This window comes from Burkholderia contaminans, assembly GCF_029633825.1.
GTDB classification, from domain to species: domain Bacteria; phylum Pseudomonadota; class Gammaproteobacteria; order Burkholderiales; family Burkholderiaceae; genus Burkholderia; species Burkholderia contaminans.
The window spans coordinates 2,353,544-2,373,293 of the sequence record NZ_CP090640.1; the positions used below are offsets into that span (position 1 = coordinate 2,353,544).

General features: G+C 68.4%; 20 protein-coding genes. 14 read left to right on the forward strand and 6 right to left on the reverse strand.

All coding sequences use genetic code 11. From position 1 onward, the window contains the following. Positions 1–38 precede the first annotated feature (38 nt). The 10 genes from LXE91_RS10985 to LXE91_RS11030 are packed head-to-tail and all read left to right on the forward strand — an operon-like array spanning position 39 to position 9,404. A complete protein-coding gene (locus tag LXE91_RS10985) occupies positions 39–1,241 on the forward strand; it encodes a type II secretion system F family protein (RefSeq protein WP_039357633.1) in 1,203 nt (400 codons plus the stop codon). An 18-nt stretch (positions 1,242–1,259) separates the two neighbouring features. After that, a complete protein-coding gene (locus LXE91_RS10990) occupies positions 1,260–2,987 on the forward strand; it encodes a GspE/PulE family protein (RefSeq protein WP_039357636.1) in 1,728 nt (575 codons plus the stop codon). After that, complete coding sequence (locus LXE91_RS10995) at positions 2,968–3,843, forward strand: hypothetical protein (RefSeq protein ID WP_039357639.1); 876 nt, start codon at positions 2,968–2,970, stop codon at positions 3,841–3,843. The genes LXE91_RS10990 and LXE91_RS10995 overlap by 20 nt, the downstream gene beginning before the upstream one ends. After that, positions 3,840–4,370, forward strand: coding sequence for a hypothetical protein (locus tag LXE91_RS11000; protein WP_039357640.1), 531 nt, complete (start codon positions 3,840–3,842; stop codon positions 4,368–4,370). Before LXE91_RS10995 ends, LXE91_RS11000 begins: the two co-directional genes overlap by 4 nt. Further along, on the forward strand, positions 4,367–4,933 hold the full coding sequence (locus tag LXE91_RS11005) for a hypothetical protein (RefSeq protein ID WP_039357643.1): 567 nt from the start codon (positions 4,367–4,369) through the stop codon (positions 4,931–4,933). Before LXE91_RS11000 ends, LXE91_RS11005 begins: the two co-directional genes overlap by 4 nt. Then, complete coding sequence (locus tag LXE91_RS11010) at positions 4,930–5,535, forward strand: hypothetical protein (protein WP_039357646.1); 606 nt, start codon at positions 4,930–4,932, stop codon at positions 5,533–5,535. The genes LXE91_RS11005 and LXE91_RS11010 overlap by 4 nt, the downstream gene beginning before the upstream one ends. Beyond that, positions 5,536–7,827, forward strand: a complete 2,292-nt coding sequence (locus tag LXE91_RS11015; RefSeq protein WP_039357649.1) for a type IV pilus secretin PilQ — start codon at positions 5,536–5,538, stop codon at positions 7,825–7,827. It begins immediately after the preceding gene. A gap of 3 nt (positions 7,828–7,830) precedes the next feature. Next, the gene (locus tag LXE91_RS11020; protein ID WP_039357652.1) at positions 7,831–8,373 is read left to right on the forward strand and encodes a type II secretion system protein; all 543 of its coding nucleotides are present in this window, start codon (positions 7,831–7,833) and stop codon (positions 8,371–8,373) included. A gap of 9 nt (positions 8,374–8,382) precedes the next feature. After that, positions 8,383–8,799 carry a type II secretion system protein gene (locus LXE91_RS11025; protein WP_039357655.1) on the forward strand — a complete coding sequence of 139 codons (417 nt, stop codon included), beginning with the start codon at positions 8,383–8,385 and terminating at the stop codon, positions 8,797–8,799. Then, entirely contained in the window at positions 8,796–9,404 is a 609-nt protein-coding gene (locus LXE91_RS11030) for a type II secretion system protein (protein ID WP_039357658.1), read from the forward strand. The genes LXE91_RS11025 and LXE91_RS11030 overlap by 4 nt, the downstream gene beginning before the upstream one ends. 133 nt (positions 9,405–9,537) lie before the next feature. Here the strand turns inward: LXE91_RS11030 and LXE91_RS11035 are convergent, their stop codons facing one another. The 3 genes from LXE91_RS11035 to LXE91_RS11045 all read right to left on the reverse strand — a co-directional run bounded on the left by LXE91_RS11035 (position 9,538) and on the right by LXE91_RS11045 (position 13,424). Then, positions 9,538–11,502, reverse strand: a complete 1,965-nt coding sequence (locus tag LXE91_RS11035; RefSeq protein ID WP_039357660.1) for a PhoX family protein — start codon at positions 11,500–11,502, stop codon at positions 9,538–9,540. A 159-nt stretch (positions 11,503–11,661) separates the two neighbouring features. Next, positions 11,662–12,855 (reverse strand): ammonium transporter, encoded by a 1,194-nt coding sequence (locus LXE91_RS11040; RefSeq protein ID WP_039357663.1) that lies wholly within the window; start codon positions 12,853–12,855, stop codon positions 11,662–11,664. A gap of 233 nt (positions 12,856–13,088) precedes the next feature. Further along, complete coding sequence (locus tag LXE91_RS11045) at positions 13,089–13,424, reverse strand: hypothetical protein (RefSeq protein WP_278068129.1); 336 nt, start codon at positions 13,422–13,424, stop codon at positions 13,089–13,091. A 192-nt stretch (positions 13,425–13,616) separates the two neighbouring features. Between LXE91_RS11045 and LXE91_RS11050 the strand changes: the two genes are divergently transcribed. The 4 genes from LXE91_RS11050 (at position 13,617) to LXE91_RS11065 (ending at position 16,086) form a co-directional block, all read left to right on the forward strand. Continuing rightward, positions 13,617–14,045: a BCAL1086 family glycoprotein gene (locus LXE91_RS11050; RefSeq protein ID WP_039357669.1), complete on the forward strand. Its 429-nt coding sequence runs from the start codon at positions 13,617–13,619 to the stop codon at positions 14,043–14,045. Between the two features lie 90 nt (positions 14,046–14,135). After that, positions 14,136–14,591 (forward strand): Rrf2 family transcriptional regulator, encoded by a 456-nt coding sequence (locus LXE91_RS11055; protein WP_039357672.1) that lies wholly within the window; start codon positions 14,136–14,138, stop codon positions 14,589–14,591. Between the two features lie 129 nt (positions 14,592–14,720). After that, positions 14,721–15,362, forward strand: coding sequence for an NAD(P)-dependent oxidoreductase (locus LXE91_RS11060; RefSeq protein ID WP_039357674.1), 642 nt, complete (start codon positions 14,721–14,723; stop codon positions 15,360–15,362). 253 nt (positions 15,363–15,615) lie between these two features. Further along, complete coding sequence (locus LXE91_RS11065; RefSeq protein WP_011351482.1) at positions 15,616–16,086, forward strand: Lrp/AsnC family transcriptional regulator; 471 nt, start codon at positions 15,616–15,618, stop codon at positions 16,084–16,086. Positions 16,087–16,155: 69 nt separating this feature from the next. Here LXE91_RS11065 and LXE91_RS11070 read toward each other — a convergent pair whose 3' ends face one another. From LXE91_RS11070 to LXE91_RS11080, 3 genes are read right to left on the reverse strand one after another with little or no spacing between them, the layout of a single operon-like run. After that, the gene (locus LXE91_RS11070) at positions 16,156–16,929 is read right to left on the reverse strand and encodes an ABC transporter ATP-binding protein (protein WP_039357677.1); all 774 of its coding nucleotides are present in this window, start codon (positions 16,927–16,929) and stop codon (positions 16,156–16,158) included. Between the two features lie 4 nt (positions 16,930–16,933). Then, complete coding sequence (locus LXE91_RS11075) at positions 16,934–18,610, reverse strand: ABC transporter permease (protein ID WP_046196278.1); 1,677 nt, start codon at positions 18,608–18,610, stop codon at positions 16,934–16,936. Continuing rightward, a complete protein-coding gene (locus tag LXE91_RS11080) occupies positions 18,600–19,643 on the reverse strand; it encodes a Fe(3+) ABC transporter substrate-binding protein (RefSeq protein WP_039352274.1) in 1,044 nt (347 codons plus the stop codon). The genes LXE91_RS11075 and LXE91_RS11080 overlap by 11 nt, the downstream gene beginning before the upstream one ends. Positions 19,644–19,750 lie beyond the last annotated feature (107 nt).

Genomic DNA, 19,750 nt, shown 5'->3' on the forward strand with positions numbered 1-19,750 from the left:
CATTGTGCGTGGCGTGAGCCGCCGCAAGGAGAGTCGACGTGAAATTCGTGCTGCGGGTATTCGATACGAGCGGTTCGGTGCAGACGCTGCGGATCGACAGCGATTCGCCGTCGAACGCCGCATCGCTCGCTCGCGCGCGCGGCCTGCGCGTCGTGTCGGTCAGCGCGGACGCCGCGCGGCAGCGGCGCGGCGCGAACCGGTTCGGAATGCCGCGTGCGCGCTTCGACGTCGACATGTTCGCGCGTGAGCTGGCGGCGCTGCTCGATGCGGGTGTCGGCCTCGTCGACGCATTGCGCACGCTCGGCGGCAGCACCCGGCGCGAAGCGTCCGTACAGGTGTATCACGACCTGCTGCGGCATCTCGAGGAAGGGCAGGCGCTGTCGATGGCGCTCGAGCACGCGAGCCCGATCTTTCCGCCGGTGCTGGTGGCGTGCGTGAAGGCGAGCGAGCAGACCGGCGGACTGGCCGACAGCCTCACGCGCTATTCGGTCAACAGCGCGACGCTGCGGGAACTGCGCGCACGCGTCGTGTCGGCGGCGATCTACCCGACGGTGCTGCTGTTCGTCGGCGCGGCCGTCGTGCTGTTCCTGCTCGGCTTCGTGGTGCCACGGTTCGCCACGCTCCTCGAACACAGCGGGCGCGAACTGCCGCTGATGTCCCGGCTGCTGATGGCGTGGGGCGGCATGGTGCATGCGCACGGCACCGGGCTGGCCGTCGGCCTGGCCGTGCTGGCGGTCGCCGCCGGCATCGCGCTGCGGCGGCCGGCCCTGCGGATCTGGCTCGCCGATCGCCTGCTGGCGCTGCCCGGCATCGGGCAACACTTCCGCGTGTTCCGCCAGTCGCAGTTCTATCGCACGACCGCGATGCTGGTCGACGGCGGGATTCCCGCGATTCGCGCGTTCGACCTCGCGCGCGGCCTGGTGGGCCGTGCCGATCAGGCCGCGCTCGCAGCCGCGCTTCAGCAGATCCGCAACGGCGCGAAGATGTCCGATGCGTTCCAGCAGGCCGGCCTCGCGGACGCGATCGGCTATCGCCTGCTGACGGTGGCCGAAAAGACCGGCGCGCTCGGGCCCGTCCTCGACCGGATCGCCGCATTCCAGGAAGCGCAGGTTTCGCGCACGATCGACCTGATCTCGCGACTGATCGAACCCGCGATGATGATCGTGATCGGCGTGGTGATCGGCGGCATCGTCGTGTTGATGTACATGCCGATCTTCGAGATCGCGTCGAGCATTCAGTAGGCCGCCCCGGAGACTCGCATGGACACCGTCACTTCTCCCGTCGATCCCGATCCCGACGCGGATGCCGGCCGGCGCGACCTGCGCGACCTGCTTCGCACGCTCGGCGAGCGCCACGGGTCCGGCATTCGCGCGCTCGAGGCGTTGACGGCGCACACGGCGCTCGGCGCGGACGAAATCCGCGAGCGGCTCGCCATGCAGTTCAGGATGAAGCCGATCGGCATACGCGAGCTGAACCGCCTGGAGCCGGATTTCGAGCTCGTGCCGTTCGTCGAGGCGATGGCGCGTCTCTGCGTGTGCCTGCGCGATCCCGACAGCGGCGCGCTGCTGTTCGCGGTCGCCGATCCGCTCGATGCCCGCACGCGCGGCTGGGTCGAACACCGGATGCGCGCGCATCCGACGCTGCCGTACCGATGGGCGCTCGCGAGCGCGGGCGACCTGAGTGCTTATCTTGCGGTGCGCGAGAAGGACATCCGCGCGATGGATTCGCTCGCGTTCGACGACCCGATCCAGTGCGCGCCCGATCCGGCGTCGCTCGCGTTGACGCTGCAGGGCATCAGCAGCGACGACAGCCCGGTGGTGCGCCTGCTCAATTCGACGATCTACGATGCGCTCAAGATGCTGGCGAGCGATATCCACCTCGAATGCAGGGCGGCCGGCTTGATGATCAAGTGCCGCGTCGACGGCGTGCTCACGGTGGTGGGGCGCGTGGAGGGGCGCGACGTCGCGGATCAGGTGCTGTCGCGCGTGAAGGTGATTTCCGAACTCGACATCGCGGAGCGCCGCATCCCGCAGGACGGGCGCTTCAAGGCGATGTACGCGGGACGCGAAATCGATTTCCGCGTGTCGATCATGCCGAATCAGTTCGGCGAGGATGCCGTGTTGCGGATTCTCGACCGCTATCAGCTCTCCCAGGCGTCGGGCGGCCTGACGCTCGAGGCGCTCGGGTTCCAGCCGGCCGACACGCGCTTCATGCGCTCGGTCGCGTCGATGCCGTACGGCATGCTGCTCGTCACGGGGCCGACCGGCAGCGGCAAGACCACGACGCTTTACGCGATCCTCACCGAAATCAACAACGGGCTCGAGAAGATCGTGACGATCGAGGATCCGGTCGAGTACCAGCTGGGCGAGATCCTGCAGATTCCGGTCAACGAGGCGAAGGGCCTGACGTTCGCGCGCGGCTTGCGTTCGATCCTGCGGCACGACCCGGACAAGATCATGGTCGGCGAGATCCGCGATCCCGAAACCGCACAGATCGCGGTGCAGGCGGCGCTGACCGGCCACCAGGTATTTACCACCGTGCACGCGAACAACGTGTTCGACGTGATCGGCCGCTTCACGAACATGGAGGTCGATCCGTACAGCTTCGTATCGGCGCTGAACGGCGTCATCGCGCAGCGGCTGCTGCGCCAGTGCTGCACGGACTGTCTCGACGAGGACACGGTGGACGCGGATGCGCTCGCCCGTTCGGGCATCGACCCGGATACGGCCGGCAGCTACCTGTTTCGACGCGGCACCGGGTGCGCGATGTGCCGCGGCAGCGGCTATCGCGGCCGGCGGGCGATCGCGGAGGCGCTGCGCATGAACGACGAACTGCGGCAACTGTTGTCCGAGCGCGCGCCGCTCGGGCACATCAAGGCCGCGGCGCTGCGCTACGGGATGACGACGTTGCGCGCGTCGGCGCTCGACCTGGTCAGGCGCGGCGAAACGACGCTCGAGGAGATCAATCGTGTCACCATGGTCGAATGATCGTCTTGCCGTCGGTGTCGGGACGCGCGAGATCGCCGTCGGCATCCGCACGCGCGCACCGTGGCGGCCGGACCGGCGCGGGTTCGCCGCCGATCCGCTCAGCGTCGCCATTCCCGATGAGCAGTTCGGCAGCGAGACGGGGATGCTCGATGCGCTGCGCGCCGCGCTGGCCGCGACGCACGATGCCGATGCCGATGCCGGCGCGAAGCGCGCGCCGGTGCGCGGCGGCGCGCATGTCGTGCTCGACGATTTCTGGTGTTGCCATGCGATCCTGCGCGGAGACTTCCGCGCGCTGCACGCACGCGAGCTGGAGGAAATCGCACTCGCGCATTTCTCCGACACGTACGGCGTCGCCGCGGAGTCGCTGGTTGCGCGCTTCGACGTGCGGCGCGGTGGCCGTGTGCTCTTTGCCAGCGCGCTGCCGCGCACGCTGTACGACGGCATCCTCGGTGCCGGTGCATCCGGCGACGTGCCGATCCGCTGCCTGCGCGCGGCCCTTCCGGAGACGCTCAACCGGTTCGCGGTGAAGCCGGACGGCGATGCGATGCTGCTCGTCGTCGACGAGACGCTGCTGCAAGCGGTCATGATCGAGCGCGGCGAGTGGGCCGCGTACGACACGCAGCGCCTCTTTCCGGGCGAGTCCGGCGACGCGTCGCGACTCGCCGAGCTCGCCGAGCAGCTGTTCGAGCGTTCGGCGATGCGCACGGGCCTGAAGCCCGACGCCTGCAAGGTCTATCTGTCCGGCGCCGACATCGACGTTGCGCCGTTCGACGCGCGTTTCGCCGCGGTCGCGCTGCCGGGCCGCGCGGCGCACGACGGTTCGCCCGCGCGCCGGTTGCTGGAGTACGCGCCATGATCCGCACGCTCGACATCGATTTTTGCCGGCGCCGCGCGCGCATCGGCGCCGGCGGAATGATCCTCCTCGGTGTCGCCGCGTTGCTGTGGAGCGCGTGCGCCGTCCGGCTCTGGCACACGTACGCGGAAAACGACCGCGTCAGGGAGAGCCTGACGGTCGTCCAGCATCGCATGCTCGCGCAGCAACACGTCGCGAAGCCGCCGCCGGCCGCGGCCGCCCGGCTTGCGGAAAAGCAGAGCCAGGCCGTGCTGCGCGAGCTGACCGTGCCGTGGCAGACGCTCTTCTCGATCGTCGAGGACTATCCGGGCCATGACGTCGCACTGATCGGCATCGACCAGAACCCGGCGCAAGGCCAGATTCGCATCACGGCCGAAGCGAAGGATCCGGACGCGATGATCGCGTACCTGAAGTACTTGCAGACGAGCGTCGTGCTGCGCGAGGCGACGCTCAACGGTCATCTCGTCGAGGAGAACGTGGCGGGCAAACCGGTGCGTTTCCAGATCACGGCCGTCTGGAGGAAATCATGAAAGCCGATCGTTTCGCGGACCGCCTGCTCACGCTTCGCTTCGAGTGGCGACGCGCCTTCGGCCTGCCGGGGCTCGCCGGGGTGCTGATGCTCGGCGCCGCCGCCATCACGTACGCGGCGATCGCGGGTGTCGAGTCCGACACGCGCGCGATGCTTGCGCCGGCCGGCGTGGTGCGCGCCGCACCGGGCCATCGTCTCGTCGACGTGCGCGGCACGGCGGCGGACGCGACCACGCTCGACGCGCTGCCCGCGCTCTTTCCGGCTTCTTCGCAAAGCGCGGAAGACATCGCGTCGATCTTCGAGCAGGCGCGCGACAGCCATCTGACACTCGGGTCGGCCGAGTACCAGATGACGACCGAGTCGGGCGGGCGCTTCGCGCGCTACCAGGTGCTGCTGCCCGTGAAGGACCAGTACGGCGCGATCCGGCATTTTCTCGCCTCGGTGCTGAACAACGTGCCGAACGCGGCGCTGCAGGAGATCCACGTCGAGCGTCCGGCAGTGGGCAGCAGCATTCTCGATGCGCGGGTGCGTTTCGAGCTCGTCTACCGGAGCGCCCAGCCATGATCTCCGCCGCCATGAAGCCCGCTTCGCGCCATCGGCTCGCGCTCGCGCTGGCTTGCCTCGTCGTCGCCGGTACCGGATATCGCGTGCTGGTGGCGGCGATGCAGCAGCCGGCGCCGGCTGCCGCAAGCATCGTGGTTCGTCACGACGGTGTGCGTGCGGCGTCCGCGCCGGTTCGTGCGCACGTCGCGCCGGCCCCTCATGCCGCAGCGCCTGCGCCTGCGCCCGCGCCGCATGCAGCGGCGCCGACCCCGCGCGAGCAGCTCGCCGCGTTGCGTGCGCCCGTGTCCGTCGAAGCCGCACACGATCCGTTCACGGCGTCGTCGTGGCTGCCGCCGCCTCCCGTCGTGCCGCCGCCGCCCGAAACGCGTCCGGCGCCGCCGACCGCGCCGCCGGTGCCGTTCGTCTATCTCGGCCAGCAGGATGCCAGGTCGGCGAAGCCGCAGGTGTTTCTCGGCAACGGAGATCAGTTGCTGATCGTTTCGCCGGGTGACGTGATCGGCGGCCAGTATCGGGTCGAGTCGGTGTCCGGGTCGAACGTGGTGCTTACCTATCTGCCGCTGAACCAGGTCCAGACGGTGCTCATTCCAGTGGAAGGAAAGTAAATGAAAACCATACGTACACGGGATGCGCGCCGCGATGGGGACGACGGCCGGTCGACATGTCTTTGCTCCGCCCCCCGGGCCGCTGCGCGATCGGCGCCGCCGGCCGGCCGCTGCGCGACGAAACGCGCGCTGGCGATCGCCGTGGCGCTGCTCGCGTGCGGCGGATGTGCGCACGTGCCGAACCTTCACGACGATCCGACCAACGCACAGGTGAAGATCGACGCAATGCACGACCGCAAGGAGGCCGTCGACGATCTGCTCGACAACGCGGACGCGTTTCGCCAGAAGAACGAGTTCGACGACGCGGCACGCTCCGTCTACATGGCGATGCAACTCGATCCGACCAGCGAGCGCGCGCGCCGGATCGGCACGATGATCGACCAGGACCGCAAGCATCTCGCGATTCTGCAGGAAGCGGACCGCATGATGAAGCGCGGTTCGTACGCGCAGGCGGCCGAGCGCGTGCATCGCGTGCTGGTCGAGGATCCGGCCAATGCGATGGCGGCACGCATGCAGGCGGAGCTCAGCGAGAAGCGCCGCCAGCAACACGCGGAGCGCGACGACAAGCTCGCGGCGTCGTCGATCATGCGCACGCCGGTATCGCTGCAGTTCCGCGACGCGAACGTGCGGATGGTGTTCGAGGCCTTGTCGCGGACATCCGGGCTGAACGTCATTTTCGATCGCGACGTGCGCGCCGACCTGAAGACGACGATCTTCGTGCAGAACGCGTCGCTGCAGGACACGGTCGACATGATCCTGCTGCAGAACCAGCTCGACAAGAAGCAGATGAACGCGAACACGCTGTTCATCTACCCGGCGACGCCGGCCAAGGAACTCGAGTACCAGGAGCTCAAGGTGCGGACGTTCCAGTTGTCGAACGTCGACGCGAAGCAGGTGCAGTCGCTGCTGAAGAGTCTGTTGAAGGTGAAGGAAGCCGTGATCGACGAGCGCGCGAACACGGTGACGATCCGCGGCACGCCCGACATGATCAAGGTCGCCGAGGAGATGATCGCCGCCCAGGACTTGCCGGAGCCGGAAGTCATGCTCGAGGTCGAGGTATTGGAGGTGTCGCATGACCGGATGTCGCAGTTGGGCATCAACTGGCCCAGCTCCTTTACGGTGTCGACGCCGAGCTCGGCCGACACCTGGGGCGTGCTGCACCATCTGCCGATCAATGCGCTGAACGTCAGCAGCCTGTCGGCCACCGCGGACTTCAAGCTGACCGATACCGACGCGAACCTGCTCGCGAGTCCGCGCATCCGCGCGCGCAACAAGGAGAAGGCGCGCATCATGATCGGCGACAAGGTCCCGGTGATTTCGAGCTCGAGCACGCCGAGCACCAGCGGTCCGTCGTTTACGCAGATGATCCAGTACCTCGACGTGGGCATCAAGCTCGAGGTCGAGCCGCAGGTCTATCGCGACGGTGACGTCGGCATCAAGCTGAATCTCGAGGTCAGCAACATCACCAACACGATCTCGAGCGGCAACTCGCAGGGGCTGAGTTCGCTCGCCTACCAGATCGGTACGCGCAGTGCGGCGACCAGCCTGCGGCTGCGGGACGGCGAAACGCAGATCATGGGCGGCCTGATTTCGGACGAGGATCGCCGCAACGCGAACAAGGTGCCGGGGCTCGGGCAGTTGCCGGTGCTCGGCCGCCTGTTCTCCGATCACGGCGGCGATCACAAGAAGACCGAGATCGTGCTGCAGATCACGCCGCATATCGTCCGGCCGCAGGTGGCGGCGGATGCGGACACCCAGGAAGTATGGTCGGGCACCGACGTCAACGTGCACGCCGACCAGCTGCGACTCGATCCGGTTGCGCTGAACGCGGAGGCGCAGAACGCCGAGGTAACCGCCGCGCCGACGGCGAAGGTCGTTCCGGGCAGCGTGGGGGGCGGGACGTCGGGCGGCAGGGCGCCGACGCCCCTGGAGGCTGCCGCGATCCGCGCGCAGCCGTCGCCCGAGAGCGGCGCGTTCGGTCAGATGCCGGCCGCACCGCGTACGACGCCGCCCCCCGAACCTTACGGCGGGCGGTTCTCGAGGCCGCAAACGGCGTTGCCTGCACCTGCCGGCGGGGTCGGCGGGGCAGCCGCGGCGGAGCCGCCCACGGGCAATGAAGTCGCGCCCGCGCCGGGCACTACCGTGACGCCGGTTGCGTCGCCCGCGCCGGCCGAGCAGTCTGCCGCGGCCGCCAATGCACCCGCCGCCGCACCGGCGGCCCCGCCCCCGACGCTGCAGATGCCGGCGGGCGACATTCCGAGCGAAAACCCGCTTCGCCCGGTCGGGAAGTGAGCCGTGGCCGCGCGCAATGCAGCGACTTGCGTCGGCCGCGGCAGCCGCACCGGCCAGCGCGGCTTCACGTTGATCGAGATGGTCATCACGCTCGCGCTCGTGGCGATCCTCGCGCTCGCAATCATGCCGTTCTCCGAATTGCTCGTGCAGCGGCAGAAGGAGCAGGCGTTGAGCGCCGCGTTGCGCGAGATCCGCACCGCGCTCGATGCGTACAAGGAGGCGAGCGACGCGGGGAAGATTGACAAGGAGGCCGAATCGTCCGGCTATCCGCCGTCGCTGACCGTGCTCGTGACGGGCGTGAAAAACGCCCGCGACCCGAAGGGCGGCCTGGTGATGTTCCTGCGCCGCGTGCCGCGCGATCCGTTCTTCACCGGAGACCCCGATACGCCGGACGAGGACACCTGGGACGTGCGTGCGTACGGCACGCCGCCGGAGCCCGCGGCCGATGGGCCTCCGGGGGGCATGGAGCCCGGCAAGGACGTGTTCGACGTGACGTCGAAATCGGCGCGTATCGGCATCAACGGCATTCCGTACAAACAGTGGTGACCGTCCATCATGAAACTCGCTCGCATCCGCAGGATCCGCGGCTTCACGCTGATCGAAATCGTGGTCGTGATGGCGCTCATCGGACTGCTTCTGACGTTGGCCGTGCCGCGCTACATGCACAGCATCGAGCATGGCAAGGAGCAGGTGAGGCTGCAGAACCTTGCGGTGATGCGCAATGCGATCGACCAGTATTACGGCGACAACGGGCAGTATCCCGAGACGCTTGACGAGCTGGTCGCGAAGCACTATTTGCGGGCGGTGCCGGTCGATCCGGTCAACGGCGACGACAAATGGGCGACGCTGGCATCGCCGGACGAGAACAAGCCCGGCGTGTACGACGTCGGGCCCGCGAGCGGCGCGCAGGGCGTGCTGCCGGGCGGTGCGGCGACAGCTGCGGCCGGGGCTCCGGCTGGGGCGGCGAAATGAAGCGGGCCGGGCGCCGCGTCGCGCGCGCGCCGCATGGCCGCTGCCGCCGGCGGCAGCGCGGGCTCGTGCTGCTTGCGTTGCTGATCGCGCTGATGCTGATGTCGATCGCACTGGCCGGCGCGCTGGACGTCTGGTCGCTGCAGCGGCGCCGCGAGCAGGAGCGGCAACTGCTGTTCGTCGGCGACCAGTACCGCAAGGCCATCGTCAGCTACTACCGGCTCGCGCGCGCGTACCCGCAGACGGTCGACGATCTGCTGGAGGACACCCGCTTCGCGAAGCCCATGCACCACCTGCGCCGTGCGTATCCGGATCCGGTCAGCGGCAAGAACGACTGGTCCTTCCTGTGGCGGGGCGACCGCTTCTACGGCGTGTTCAGCAGCTCGGACGGCGCGACGATCAAGCGCGCGGGATTTCCGGATCGGTACATGGATTTCGAAGGGGCCGAGACCTATCGGCAATGGAAGTTCCTGTACCTCGCGCCCGGGCTGTCCGCACCGGCTGCCGACGCGCCGGCGATTGCCCCGGCGATGCCGGCCAGTGCGCCGAGCCTGTCCGGTTTTCCGGGGGGCGCGCTGCCGGGGCAGGGCCTGGCCGGCCGGCATTGACGCGCCGGCCGCACAAAAAAAAGCGCGACGCCCGCAACGGGCATCGCGCATCAAACGGCGTGGAGCGCCGACGAATGAACGTGATGAAGAAAGGGGCCCACCAGCGGTGGCGGACCCGCCTCGCGTGACCGGGTCAGGCCTTCGCGAGCTTGATGCTGGTCTGCTCGGCCGTCAGGTAACCGACGCTGGCGCCGAAGCGGTCCTTGAAGTTCGCGCGCACGAGCGGGTCGAGCGTCGGCTTGACCTTGTCGTGCAGCGGCGATTCCCAGTCGCCCGCGTGCTGGAAGTTGCTCATGATGTAGGTCCAGCCGTTGATCTCGTCGACCGCGTGCAGGCCCGTCGATTCGGCGCCGGCCGGGCAAGACAGCACGCGTACCAGCGCCTTCGTGTCGACGTTGTACGCCCACAGGAAGTTGTTCACGTGCATGCCCGAGTCTTCGCCGATGAACAGCGTGCGCAGCTTTTCGGAGAACTTCAGGTTGTCCGGGTTCGCGATCTTGTCCGGGTTCGCAAGGTTGCCGAGCCCGTCGGCCGCGGCGAGATCCTCGCCGACGAGCGCGGCCGGCGCGCTCATGTCGACCGGCACCCACTCGCTGTCGATCGTGCCGCCCGTCGTGTCGCGCTGGCTGCCCTTCAGGTTCAGCGCATAGACGGCGCCCGCGGCGATCTTCTTGTCGACCGCGACGTCGCGCGATACCGCGTTGCCCTTGACCATCGACGTCTCGATCCGCGACATCGCCGTGTAGACGATCTTGTCCTTCGCGTTCACGGTCGTGCCTTCGAGCTTCGTGAAGCCCATGCTGCCGCCGAGCAGCGCCGCGTAGCGGTGCGTCTCCAGGAACGCGGCTGCCTTTTCCATCCCCGGCTTCACGCGCATCCAGTTGAACTTGCCGCCGAAGTGGATCTTCGTGTAGCTCGCATCGTTCGGGTCGGTGGTCGCGAGGTCCATGATGTCCGACGCCTTCAGCGTGTTCGCGAGCGCTTCGATCTCGCCGCTGGTTGCGTGGCCGATCCTGATCCACGTGAGCGTCGCGGCGCCTGCGCCGGCGGACGACGTCTGCGTCCACTTCGCGACGTACAGCGTGCCGGCGGACAGGTCGGCCGCCTTGTCGGCGACGAACATGAACAGGCCGCCGTTGGTGGCGTCGTCACCCATCATCACGGTGCGCTGGTCCGGCATCACCTGGATCAGCTCGTGCGAGATGCGGCCGAGGCAGTAGTGCTTCTTCACGGTGCCCGTGCCGTCCGGATTCACGGTGATCTCGGGCAGGTGGCCGTAGTGGTAGGGGTTCGCCTTCGTCTCGTCGCCGAACGTGTTCTTGCTGAACGCCTTGAACTGCGCGTCGGTCGCGGCCTTCGTCGCGTCCGGCTCGTATTCCTCGCTCGACAGGTGCGTGCCCCACGGCGACAGGCTCGCGCCGCACGTGATCCACAGCCCGTGCGCCTTCGACGTGTCGACGTTGTGGTACTTCACGACCTTCAGCGCGCCGTTGGCCGGATCCTGGTCGAGCGTCAGCACCGCGATCGGCGACGGCAACTGGCCGTACTGCGATGCGCTGGCCTGGTCGCGCGTCGTGTATTCGAACTGCACGACGGCGAACACCGTGTTGCCCTTCACGCCGGGCACGTTCGCGTTCTTCAGCGTCAGCAGCGAGCTGCCGTCCGGGCAGTCGGAATAGAACTGGCGCTCCTTGCCGGCCACCGAGCGATCGATGATCGGCTGGTTGTTGATGTCGTAGTAGCCGCCCGCGAGCGTCGTGCCGCCCTTGCCGTCCGGCATCAGGTCGCCGGTCACGAAGAACGGCCGGTAGGCCAGCTTGAAGTTGCGTGCCGAGCCGTCCGAGAACGACACCGACAGCGTCGAGCCGACCGTCGTCGTGGCCATCGCGGCCGCGTTGTCGAGCGAGGGGGCGGCCATCGCCGAGAACGTCGCCGACGTGTACGCGGCGGCGACCGGGGCCGGCGTCGACGCCGGATTGTCGTCGCCGCCGCAACCCGTCAGCAGGGCCGGCAGCGCGAGGCCGGAAAGCGGAAGCATCGGCGCGCCGGCGAGGATCTTCAGGGCCTGACGACGGGAAGTGTTGGGCAACGCGGGCATGTGGAGTCCAGTTTCGGTTGTTGGAAGAATGGCCTTCGCGGAGCAGGCGGTCGGCAAGCTTTGCGAAGGCTTATTGAAAACTGGACGGAAGTGTAAGGATGCTCGATGAAAGTTTTTTGAATTGAAAACGTAATGATGCGTCGGGCGTTCGTCAGGTGCTCAATCGCGTTCGGGCGTTGCCGAGATGCGGTGGATCGACAGGTCCGCGCCGTCGAACTCGGCTTCGCGGTCGAGGCGCAGCCCGACGGTCGCTTTCAGCGCGCCGTAGACGAGCGTGCCGCCCGCGGTCGCGATCGCGATGCCGCCGAGCGTGCCGACGAGCTGCGACAGGAACGACACGCCGCCGAGGCCGCCGAGCGCGGGCAGGCCGAACACGCCGGCCGCGAGGCCGCCGAGCGCGCCGCACATGCCGTGCAGCGGCCACACGCCGAGCACGTCGTCGATGCGCCACTTGTTCTGCACGCAGGTGAACATCGCGACGAACAGCGCGCCGGCCGCGGCGCCCGTGACGAGCGCGCCGATCGGGTGCATCACGTCGGAGCCGGCGCACACGGCGACGAGGCCCGCGAGCGGCCCGTTGTACGTGAAGCCCGGGTCGTTGCGGCCGGCCATCCACGCGGCGAGCGTGCCGCCGACCATCGCCATCAGCGAGTTCACGGCGACGAGGCCGCTGATCTTGTCGAGCGTCTGCGCGCTCATCACGTTGAAGCCGAACCAGCCTACCGCGAGCACCCACGCGCCGAGCGCGAGGAACGGGATGTTCGACGGCGGGTGCGCGGCGATCCGGCCGTCCTTCGCATAGCGGCCATGGCGCGCGCCGAGCAGCAGCACGGCGGGCAGCGCGACCCAGCCGCCGAACGCGTGCACGACGACGGAGCCCGCGAAATCATGGAACGGCGCACCGAACGCGTGCGTGAGCCAGGCCTGCACGCCGAAGCGCTCGTTCCAGGCGATCCCTTCGAAGAACGGATAGATGAAGCCGACGATGATCAGCGTCGCGACGAGCTGCGGATTGAACTTCGCACGCTCGGCGATGCCGCCGGACACGATCGCGGGAATCGCCGCCGCGAAGGTCAGCAGGAAGAAGAAGCGCACGAGCGCGTAGCCGCTGTGCTGCGACAGCGTGCCGATGTCGTCGAAGAACTCGACGCCGTACGCGATCGTGTAGCCGATGAAGAAATACGCGAGCGTCGACACCGAGAAGTCGACCAGGATCTTCACGAGCGCGTTGACCTGGTTCTTCTTGCGGACCGTGCCAAGTTCGAGAAATGCAAAGCCCGCGTGCATCGCGAGCACCATGACGGCGCCGATCAACAGGAACAGTGTGTCGATGCCGGATTTCAGACCAACCATGCCGTGGCTTCCTTGCGCAAAAAACGGGCAAGGAACGCAAGTATCGAGCCAACTTGGTGAACGACTGCGTGGAGTTGGTGCTTCAGCACGGTGTGGTGCGGCAATCCGGTGAATCGTGCACGGGAAGGGGGCGCGGCCGGTGCGGACGTGACGGGATGCCGGGTGCACGCGTGTGGTGCGACGCGTGCAGAACTGGTGCGCGGTGGGGCATTGCCGCGCACCGTTGCGGCGCGTCAGTGGCGCGGGAACAGCAGCGGCGGCCGGCGCAGCCGCAGCGCGCACGCCGACCAGTAGGCGGCGACGGTCGTCAGCCCGAGCGCGGCAAACGCGAGTGCCGCGAAGCCCGCCAGCGACTGGCCGTCGGCGGTGGAGCCGAGGATGCCTTCCGCGACGATCAGCGCGGCCGTCCAGAAGCCGATCACGGCCTGCGTGAGCAGGCGCGCGCACGCGACGCGGCGCGGGCGCCCGGATTCGGCCGGGCGGCGCGCCGACGGCGGGCGCAGGCACAGGAACAGGGTGGCGGCGAGCACGGCGGCCAGGGCGATGAACCAGTCGACGAGGAAATCCATGAGAAAAAGGGGCACGTCCAAAGCGGATTGAAGCGTGCCCACTTTAATGTTCTCGCGTGTGCGATTAAATCAGACGAGTCCGAAATTGAAAGCCATTTTTAATCACGGCGCGCGATTGGCCCAGTGCCGCAGGCGGTATCATCGACATCGGTCCAACCACGAGGCCGCGCGGCGCGCGGCCGGAGATTGCTGATGAACATGAAGACTTCGCGGGCGCGTCGCGTGCCCGGGTCCGTACTGGCGGCCGTGGCCGCCGGTGCGCTGCTGTTGCTCGCGGGCTGCGAGAAGTCCGGTGCGCCGGCCACCCAACCCGATACGGCCGCGAGCGCGGCCGCCGATGCCGCGAACAATGCGGCCAAGGCAATCGACCAGGTGGCGAGCACCGTCAACCAGCAGCTCAACGCCGCGAAGGCCGGCATCGCGTCCGCGGCGTCGGCCGTGCCGCCGCTGTCCGCGAGCGGTCTCGCATCCGCCGCGCAGGCACAGATCGACGCGGCCGCCTCCGCGGTCGTCGCGCATGCGGCTTCCGAAGCCGGCGCGAAGATCGCCGAAGCCGGCAAGAAGCTCCAGCAGTGGAGCCAGCAGAACGCGCCGGGCGCGAAGCCCGCGAGCGGCGAGTGACACGGGCTTGCAAGATCCGTTAAATGTAATTATGATAGTTACATATGTCGCCGGCTGCGGGATGGGCCGGCGTCGTCAAGTGAGTCAGGAATGAATACCAGCAGCCGGTTCGCGTTTGCCGTCCACGTGCTTGCCTTGCTGTCGATGCAGGAAGGCGTGCCGCTGTCGTCCGACATCATCGCGGGCAGCGTGAACACGAATCCGGCGCTGATCCGCCGCTTGCTGTCGATGCTGGCGGCCGCAGGGCTGACCACGTCGCAACTGGGCGCGGGCGGCGGTGCGCTGCTGGCGCGTGAGCCTGGCGCGATCACGCTGCTCGACGTGTATCGCGCGGTCGACGATGCGCAACTGTTCGCGCTGCACCGTGAGGCGCCGAATCCCGCGTGTCTCGTCGGGCGGCACATCCAGGGCGCGCTGATCGGCTACATCGGCGACGCACAGCGGGCGATGGAAGCATCGCTGGCTACGCGCACGCTGGCCGACGTCACGGCCGACGTGCTGGATCTGGAGCAGCGCACGCAGCAGGCGGCACGCGCCGGCGGGTGAAAGGCGGCAGGGCAGGAAGCCGGACGGCGCGAGAGGCGCGGCGACCGGCGTGACGGGGGCTTTGCCCCGTTTTTTTCGGTCTTATATGTAATTAACTACGTTACATATTTTTCTTACTGGAGAATCGATATGACGCAACGTACCTTGAATATCGCGCTGTTCGGCGCCACCGGCACGATCGGCTCGCGCATCGCCGCGGAAGCTGCACGACGCGGCCATCGCGTGACGGCACTGTCGCGCAATCCGGGTGCAGCCGCCGACGGCATTACCGCGAAGGCGGCCGACCTGTTCGACGCGGCCAGCATTGCGGCCGCACTGCCGGGCCATGATGTCGTCGCGAGCGCGTACGGTCCGAAGCAGGACGATGCGGCGAAGGTCGTCGCAGCTGCGAAGGCGCTGGTCGCCGGCACGCGCCAGGCGGGGCTGAAGCGGCTCGTCGTGGTGGGCGGCGCCGGTTCGCTCGAAGTTGCGCCGGGCAAGCAGCTCGTCGACAGCGAAGGTTTCCCGGAAGCATACAAGGCGGTCGCGCTCGCGCACCGCGACGCGTTCGACTACCTGAAGACGGTTGGCGATCTCGACTGGACGTTTTTCGCGCCGGCCGCGCTGATCGCCCCGGGCGAGCGCACGGGTACGTTCCGCACGGGCGTCGGCAAGCTGATCGTGGACGCACAAGGCAACAGCAAGATCTCGGCGGAAGACTACGCGATCGCGTTCGTCGACGCGCTCGAGCAAGACGGCTTCGTGCGCGAGATCGCGACGGTCGCGTATTGAGCGGTGCGCTGACGCTGGCCAGTGGCGCGTGAGCGCCCGGCTGGCCGCACCGTGCAGTAACGCCAGGCGATTCCACCTTCACGGGCGGGATCGCCTGTTTCATTTGGCGCATGCGGCGTGGCGGAGCATTCGCTCGCTCCGCGCGCGTACCGGATCGGTATTTATACCGGTCGACGCGGCAAAGCCGTTTCCATATTGTTCCCCGTTGTGCAGGATGAATAGAATAAATTTCTATCTACGAGGGACTGGAGAAATGGACGCCATCGATCGCAAGCTGCTGGAGCTGTTGCAGGCGGATGCCACGCTGCCGATCGCGGAACTGGCGCAGCGCGTGAACCTGTCGCAGACGCCGTGCTGGAAGCGCGTGCAGCGGCTCAAGGAAACCGGCGCGATTCGCGCGCAGGTTGCGCTGTGCGATCCGCGCAAGCTCGGGGTCGGCACGACCGTGTTCGTCGCGATCCGCACCAACCAGCACACGGAGGAATGGGCGCAGCGTTTCACGCAGGCCGTGCGCGACATGCCGGAAGTGGTCGAGGTCTACCGGATGAGCGGCGAGACCGATTACCTGCTGCGCGTCGTGGTGGCCGGCATCGACGATTACGACCGCGTCTACAAACAGTTGATTCGTGCGGTGCCGCTGTTCGACGTCAGTTCGTCGTTCGCAATGGAGCAGATCAAGTATTCGACCGCGCTGCCCGTGCGCGACCTTGCCGAGCCGGCCTGACGCGCGATGAAACGCAGCAACGAAACGCGGCGATGAAACGACACGGGCGCGCGCATCGCGCCCGCGAGTTCAGCGGCCGCGCGCCAGTGCGCGTGCGCGTTCGTCGGCCAGCGCGTCGCGGCGCACGAAATCCGCGACGAACGGGCTGGCCGGATGGTGATGCAGCGCGTACGGCGTATCCCATTGCGCGAGCTGGCCGTCCTTCATCACGCCGATCCGGTCGGCGATCGCGAACGCTTCGGCCTGGTTGTGCGTGACGAGGATCGCGGTGTGGCCCGTGCGTTTCAGGATGTCGCGCAGCTCGAACGCGAGCCGCTCGCGGGTATCGACGTCGAGATTCGAGAACGGCTCGTCGAGCAGCAGTAGCTCCGGCGACGGCGCGAGCGCACGCGCGAGTGCGACGCGCTGCTGCTGGCCGCCCGACAGCTCGTGCGGATACGCGCCGCCGGAATCGGCGAGGCCGACGAGTTCGAGCATCTCCGCGACACGCAGGCGCCGTTCGGCCTTCGGCATGCGCCGCAGGCCGAACGCGACGTTGTCCGCCGCGCTCAGGTGCGGGAACAGCGCGTAGTCCTGGAACATCATGCCGATGCGCCGCCGCTCGGGCGGCACGTCGAGCGACGGCGCCGCGACGGGCACGCCGTCCAGCACGATGCGCCCCATCCGCACCGGCTCGAAGCCGGCGATCGCGCGCAGCACGGTGGTCTTGCCGCAGCCGGATGCGCCGAGCAGGCAGCCGATGTCGCCGCGCGGCAGCGCGAGGCTCAGCCCGTCGACCACGGTGCGGCGGCCGTGCGGCGTGTCGTAGGCGAGGCAGAGGTCATCGAGTTCGAGCAGGTTCACGGTGTCAGGCTCCGATCTTGTGGCGGGTGCGGGCGAGCAGGATCACGGGCACGAGCCCGGCCAGCACGATCGCGAGCGCGGCGACCGCGCCTTCCTCGTAGGTGCCGCGCGCGGCTTCCGCATACAGCCAGGTCGCGAGCGTGTCGAAGTTCAGCGGGCGCAGCAACAGCGTCGCCGGCAATTCCTTCATCGCGTCGACGAACACCAGCAGCGCGCTCGTCGTGAGCGCGGGCCGCAGCAGCGGCAGGTGCACGCGGCGCAGCGTGCCGCCGGCCGTTTCGCCGAGCGAGCGGGCCGCCTGTTCCAGCGACGGCGGAATGCGCGCGAGGCCGGCCTCGATGCTGCCGGCCGGGATCGCGAGAAAGCGCACGGTATAGGCGATCACGAGCGCGGCGGTCGAACCCATCAGCAGCAGCCCGTCGCGGCCGAGCGCCGCGCCGAACAGCCGGTCGGCCGCCGCGAACGGGATCAGCAGGCCGATCGCGAGCACGGTGCCGGGCACCGCATAGCCGAGGCTCGCGATTCTCGCGCATACGCGGGCCGGCCCCGCGCGAGCGCTGTCGCGTTGCGCGCGCGCGGCCCATGCGACGACGAGTCCGCACGCGAGCGTCGCGAGGGTGGCGGCGGTGGCGATCGTCAGCGTGTTCGCGAGCCCCGTCATCAGTTGTGCGGATACGCCGCCGACCAGATGCAGCCGCTTGGCCGTCTCGACCGCGAGGTACGCGGCCGGTGCGCCGAAGCCGAGCAGCACGGGCAGCCAGCCGAGCACGGCGGCGCCGAATGCGGCCGTGCCCGTCAGTCGGCGCGGCGCGATCGGCCGCATGCGCCGGCCATGCGCGTAGCGCTGGCGCCGCCGCCCGTAGCGTTCGAGCACGATCATGCCGACGACGATCGCGAGCATCGCGAGTGCGATTTGCGCGGCGCCCGCGAGATCGGAGCGCGTGATCCACGTCGTGTAGACGGACACGGTCAGCGTTTGCACGCCGAGGAATTCCGACGCGCCGATATCGTTCAGCGTTTCGAGCAGCGCGAGGCTCATGCCCACCGCGATCGCGGGCCGCGCGAGCGGCACGACGACGCGCCAGAACGTGGCGACGCGTCCCGCGCCGAGCGTGCGGGCGGCTTCGAGCAGGCTTGCGGACTGCGTGACGAACATCGCGCGCGTGCTCAGGTAAACATACGGATACAGCACGAAGCCGAGCACGAAGATCGCGCCGGGCAGCGAGCGCAGGTCGGGCAGGCGGAACTGGCGCGGGCTGTCGAAGCCGAGCAGCCAGCGGACCGCGCCCTGCACGGGGCCGATCGGGTGCAGCAGGTCGAGATAGGCGAACGCGACGATATAGGTGGGGACCGCGAGCGGCAGCAGCAGCGCCCACGTCAGCATCCGGCGCCCGGGAAAGTCGTACGCGGTGACGAGCCACGCGCAGCCCGTGCCGACGATCGACACGATCGCGCCGACGCCCGCGAGCAGCAGCAGCGTATTGACGAGCGCCTGCGGCAGCACGAATTCGGCGAGATGGCGCCAGTGCGCGAGATCGGCGTCGAACGCGGCGGCCACGAGCACCGCGAGCGGCGCCGCGACCGCCGCGGCGATCGCCAGCGCCGCGAGCAGCCACAGACTGCCCGCGCGCGGCAGCACGCGCGGCCGGCGCGCGCCGGCGAGGGTCGCGTCAGTTGTCAAAACCGACCTTGTCGACCAGCTGGCTCGCCTGCTTGCGATGCTTCGCGATGTCCGCCAGCGGCAGCGGGTCGATCGTCAGCATGCCGAAGCTGGCGATCACCGGGTCGAGCTTCACGTTCGCGCGCACCGGGTATTCGTAGTTCGCCTGCGCATACAGCGCCTGCGCTTCCGGCGACACGAGGTATTCGAGCAGTTTCACCGCGTTGGCCTTGTGCGGCGCGTGCTTCGCGACCGTCGCGCCGCTGATGTTCACGTGCGTGCCGCCGCTCTTCGCGTTCGCGAACGTCGGCCGCACGACCTTGATCGCGTCGCCCCATTTGCGCGCGTCGCTGCCGGCCTCCGCGTTCTTCATGTGACCGACGTAGTACGCGTTCGCGAGGCCGACGTCGCAGATGCCGCCGAGGATGTCGCGCGCGACGTCGCGGTCGCCGCCCGTCGCCTTGCGCGCGAGGTTCGCCTTCACGCCGCGCAGCCACTTCTCGGTTGCCGCTTCGCCATCGTGCGCGATCATCGCCGCGACGAGCGCCGTGTTGTACGGGTGCTGGCCCGAGCGGATGCAGACCTTGCCCTTCCATTTCGGATCGGCGAGATCCTCGTAGCGGAACGCATCGACCTTCAGGTCCTTCTCGACGTACAGCACGCGGTCGCGCAGCGACAGCGCGTACCAGTCGCCGTTCGCGCCGCGCAGGTTCACGGGAATCGCGTCGTCGAGCGCCTTCGAGCGCACCGGCTGCGTGAGCCCGCCGTCGACGAGATCGAGCAGGTTGCCGACGTCGACCGTCATCAGCACGTCGGCCGGCGACTGCGCGCCTTCCGCCTTCACGCGCTCGAGCAGGCCGTCCTTCACGAACACCGTGTTGACCTTGACGCCGCTCTGCTTCGTGAACGCGTCGATGAGCGGCTGGATCAGCTTCGGTTCGCGGGTGGTGTACAGGCTCACTTCCTCGGCCGCGTGGGCCAGCGGCGCGAATGCGGCGGCGGCAAGGGCGAGGGCGCCGGCAAGCGGCAGCAGGCGGGTGCGCGGATTCGACATGAAGACTCCGGAAGGGGCAGGTGGACGATGGGAGCGTTCCGGGGCACGCCTGCCGCCCGAGCGACCCGGAACATTACAAAATGAAAGACTCGTGATTCTAGATCGAA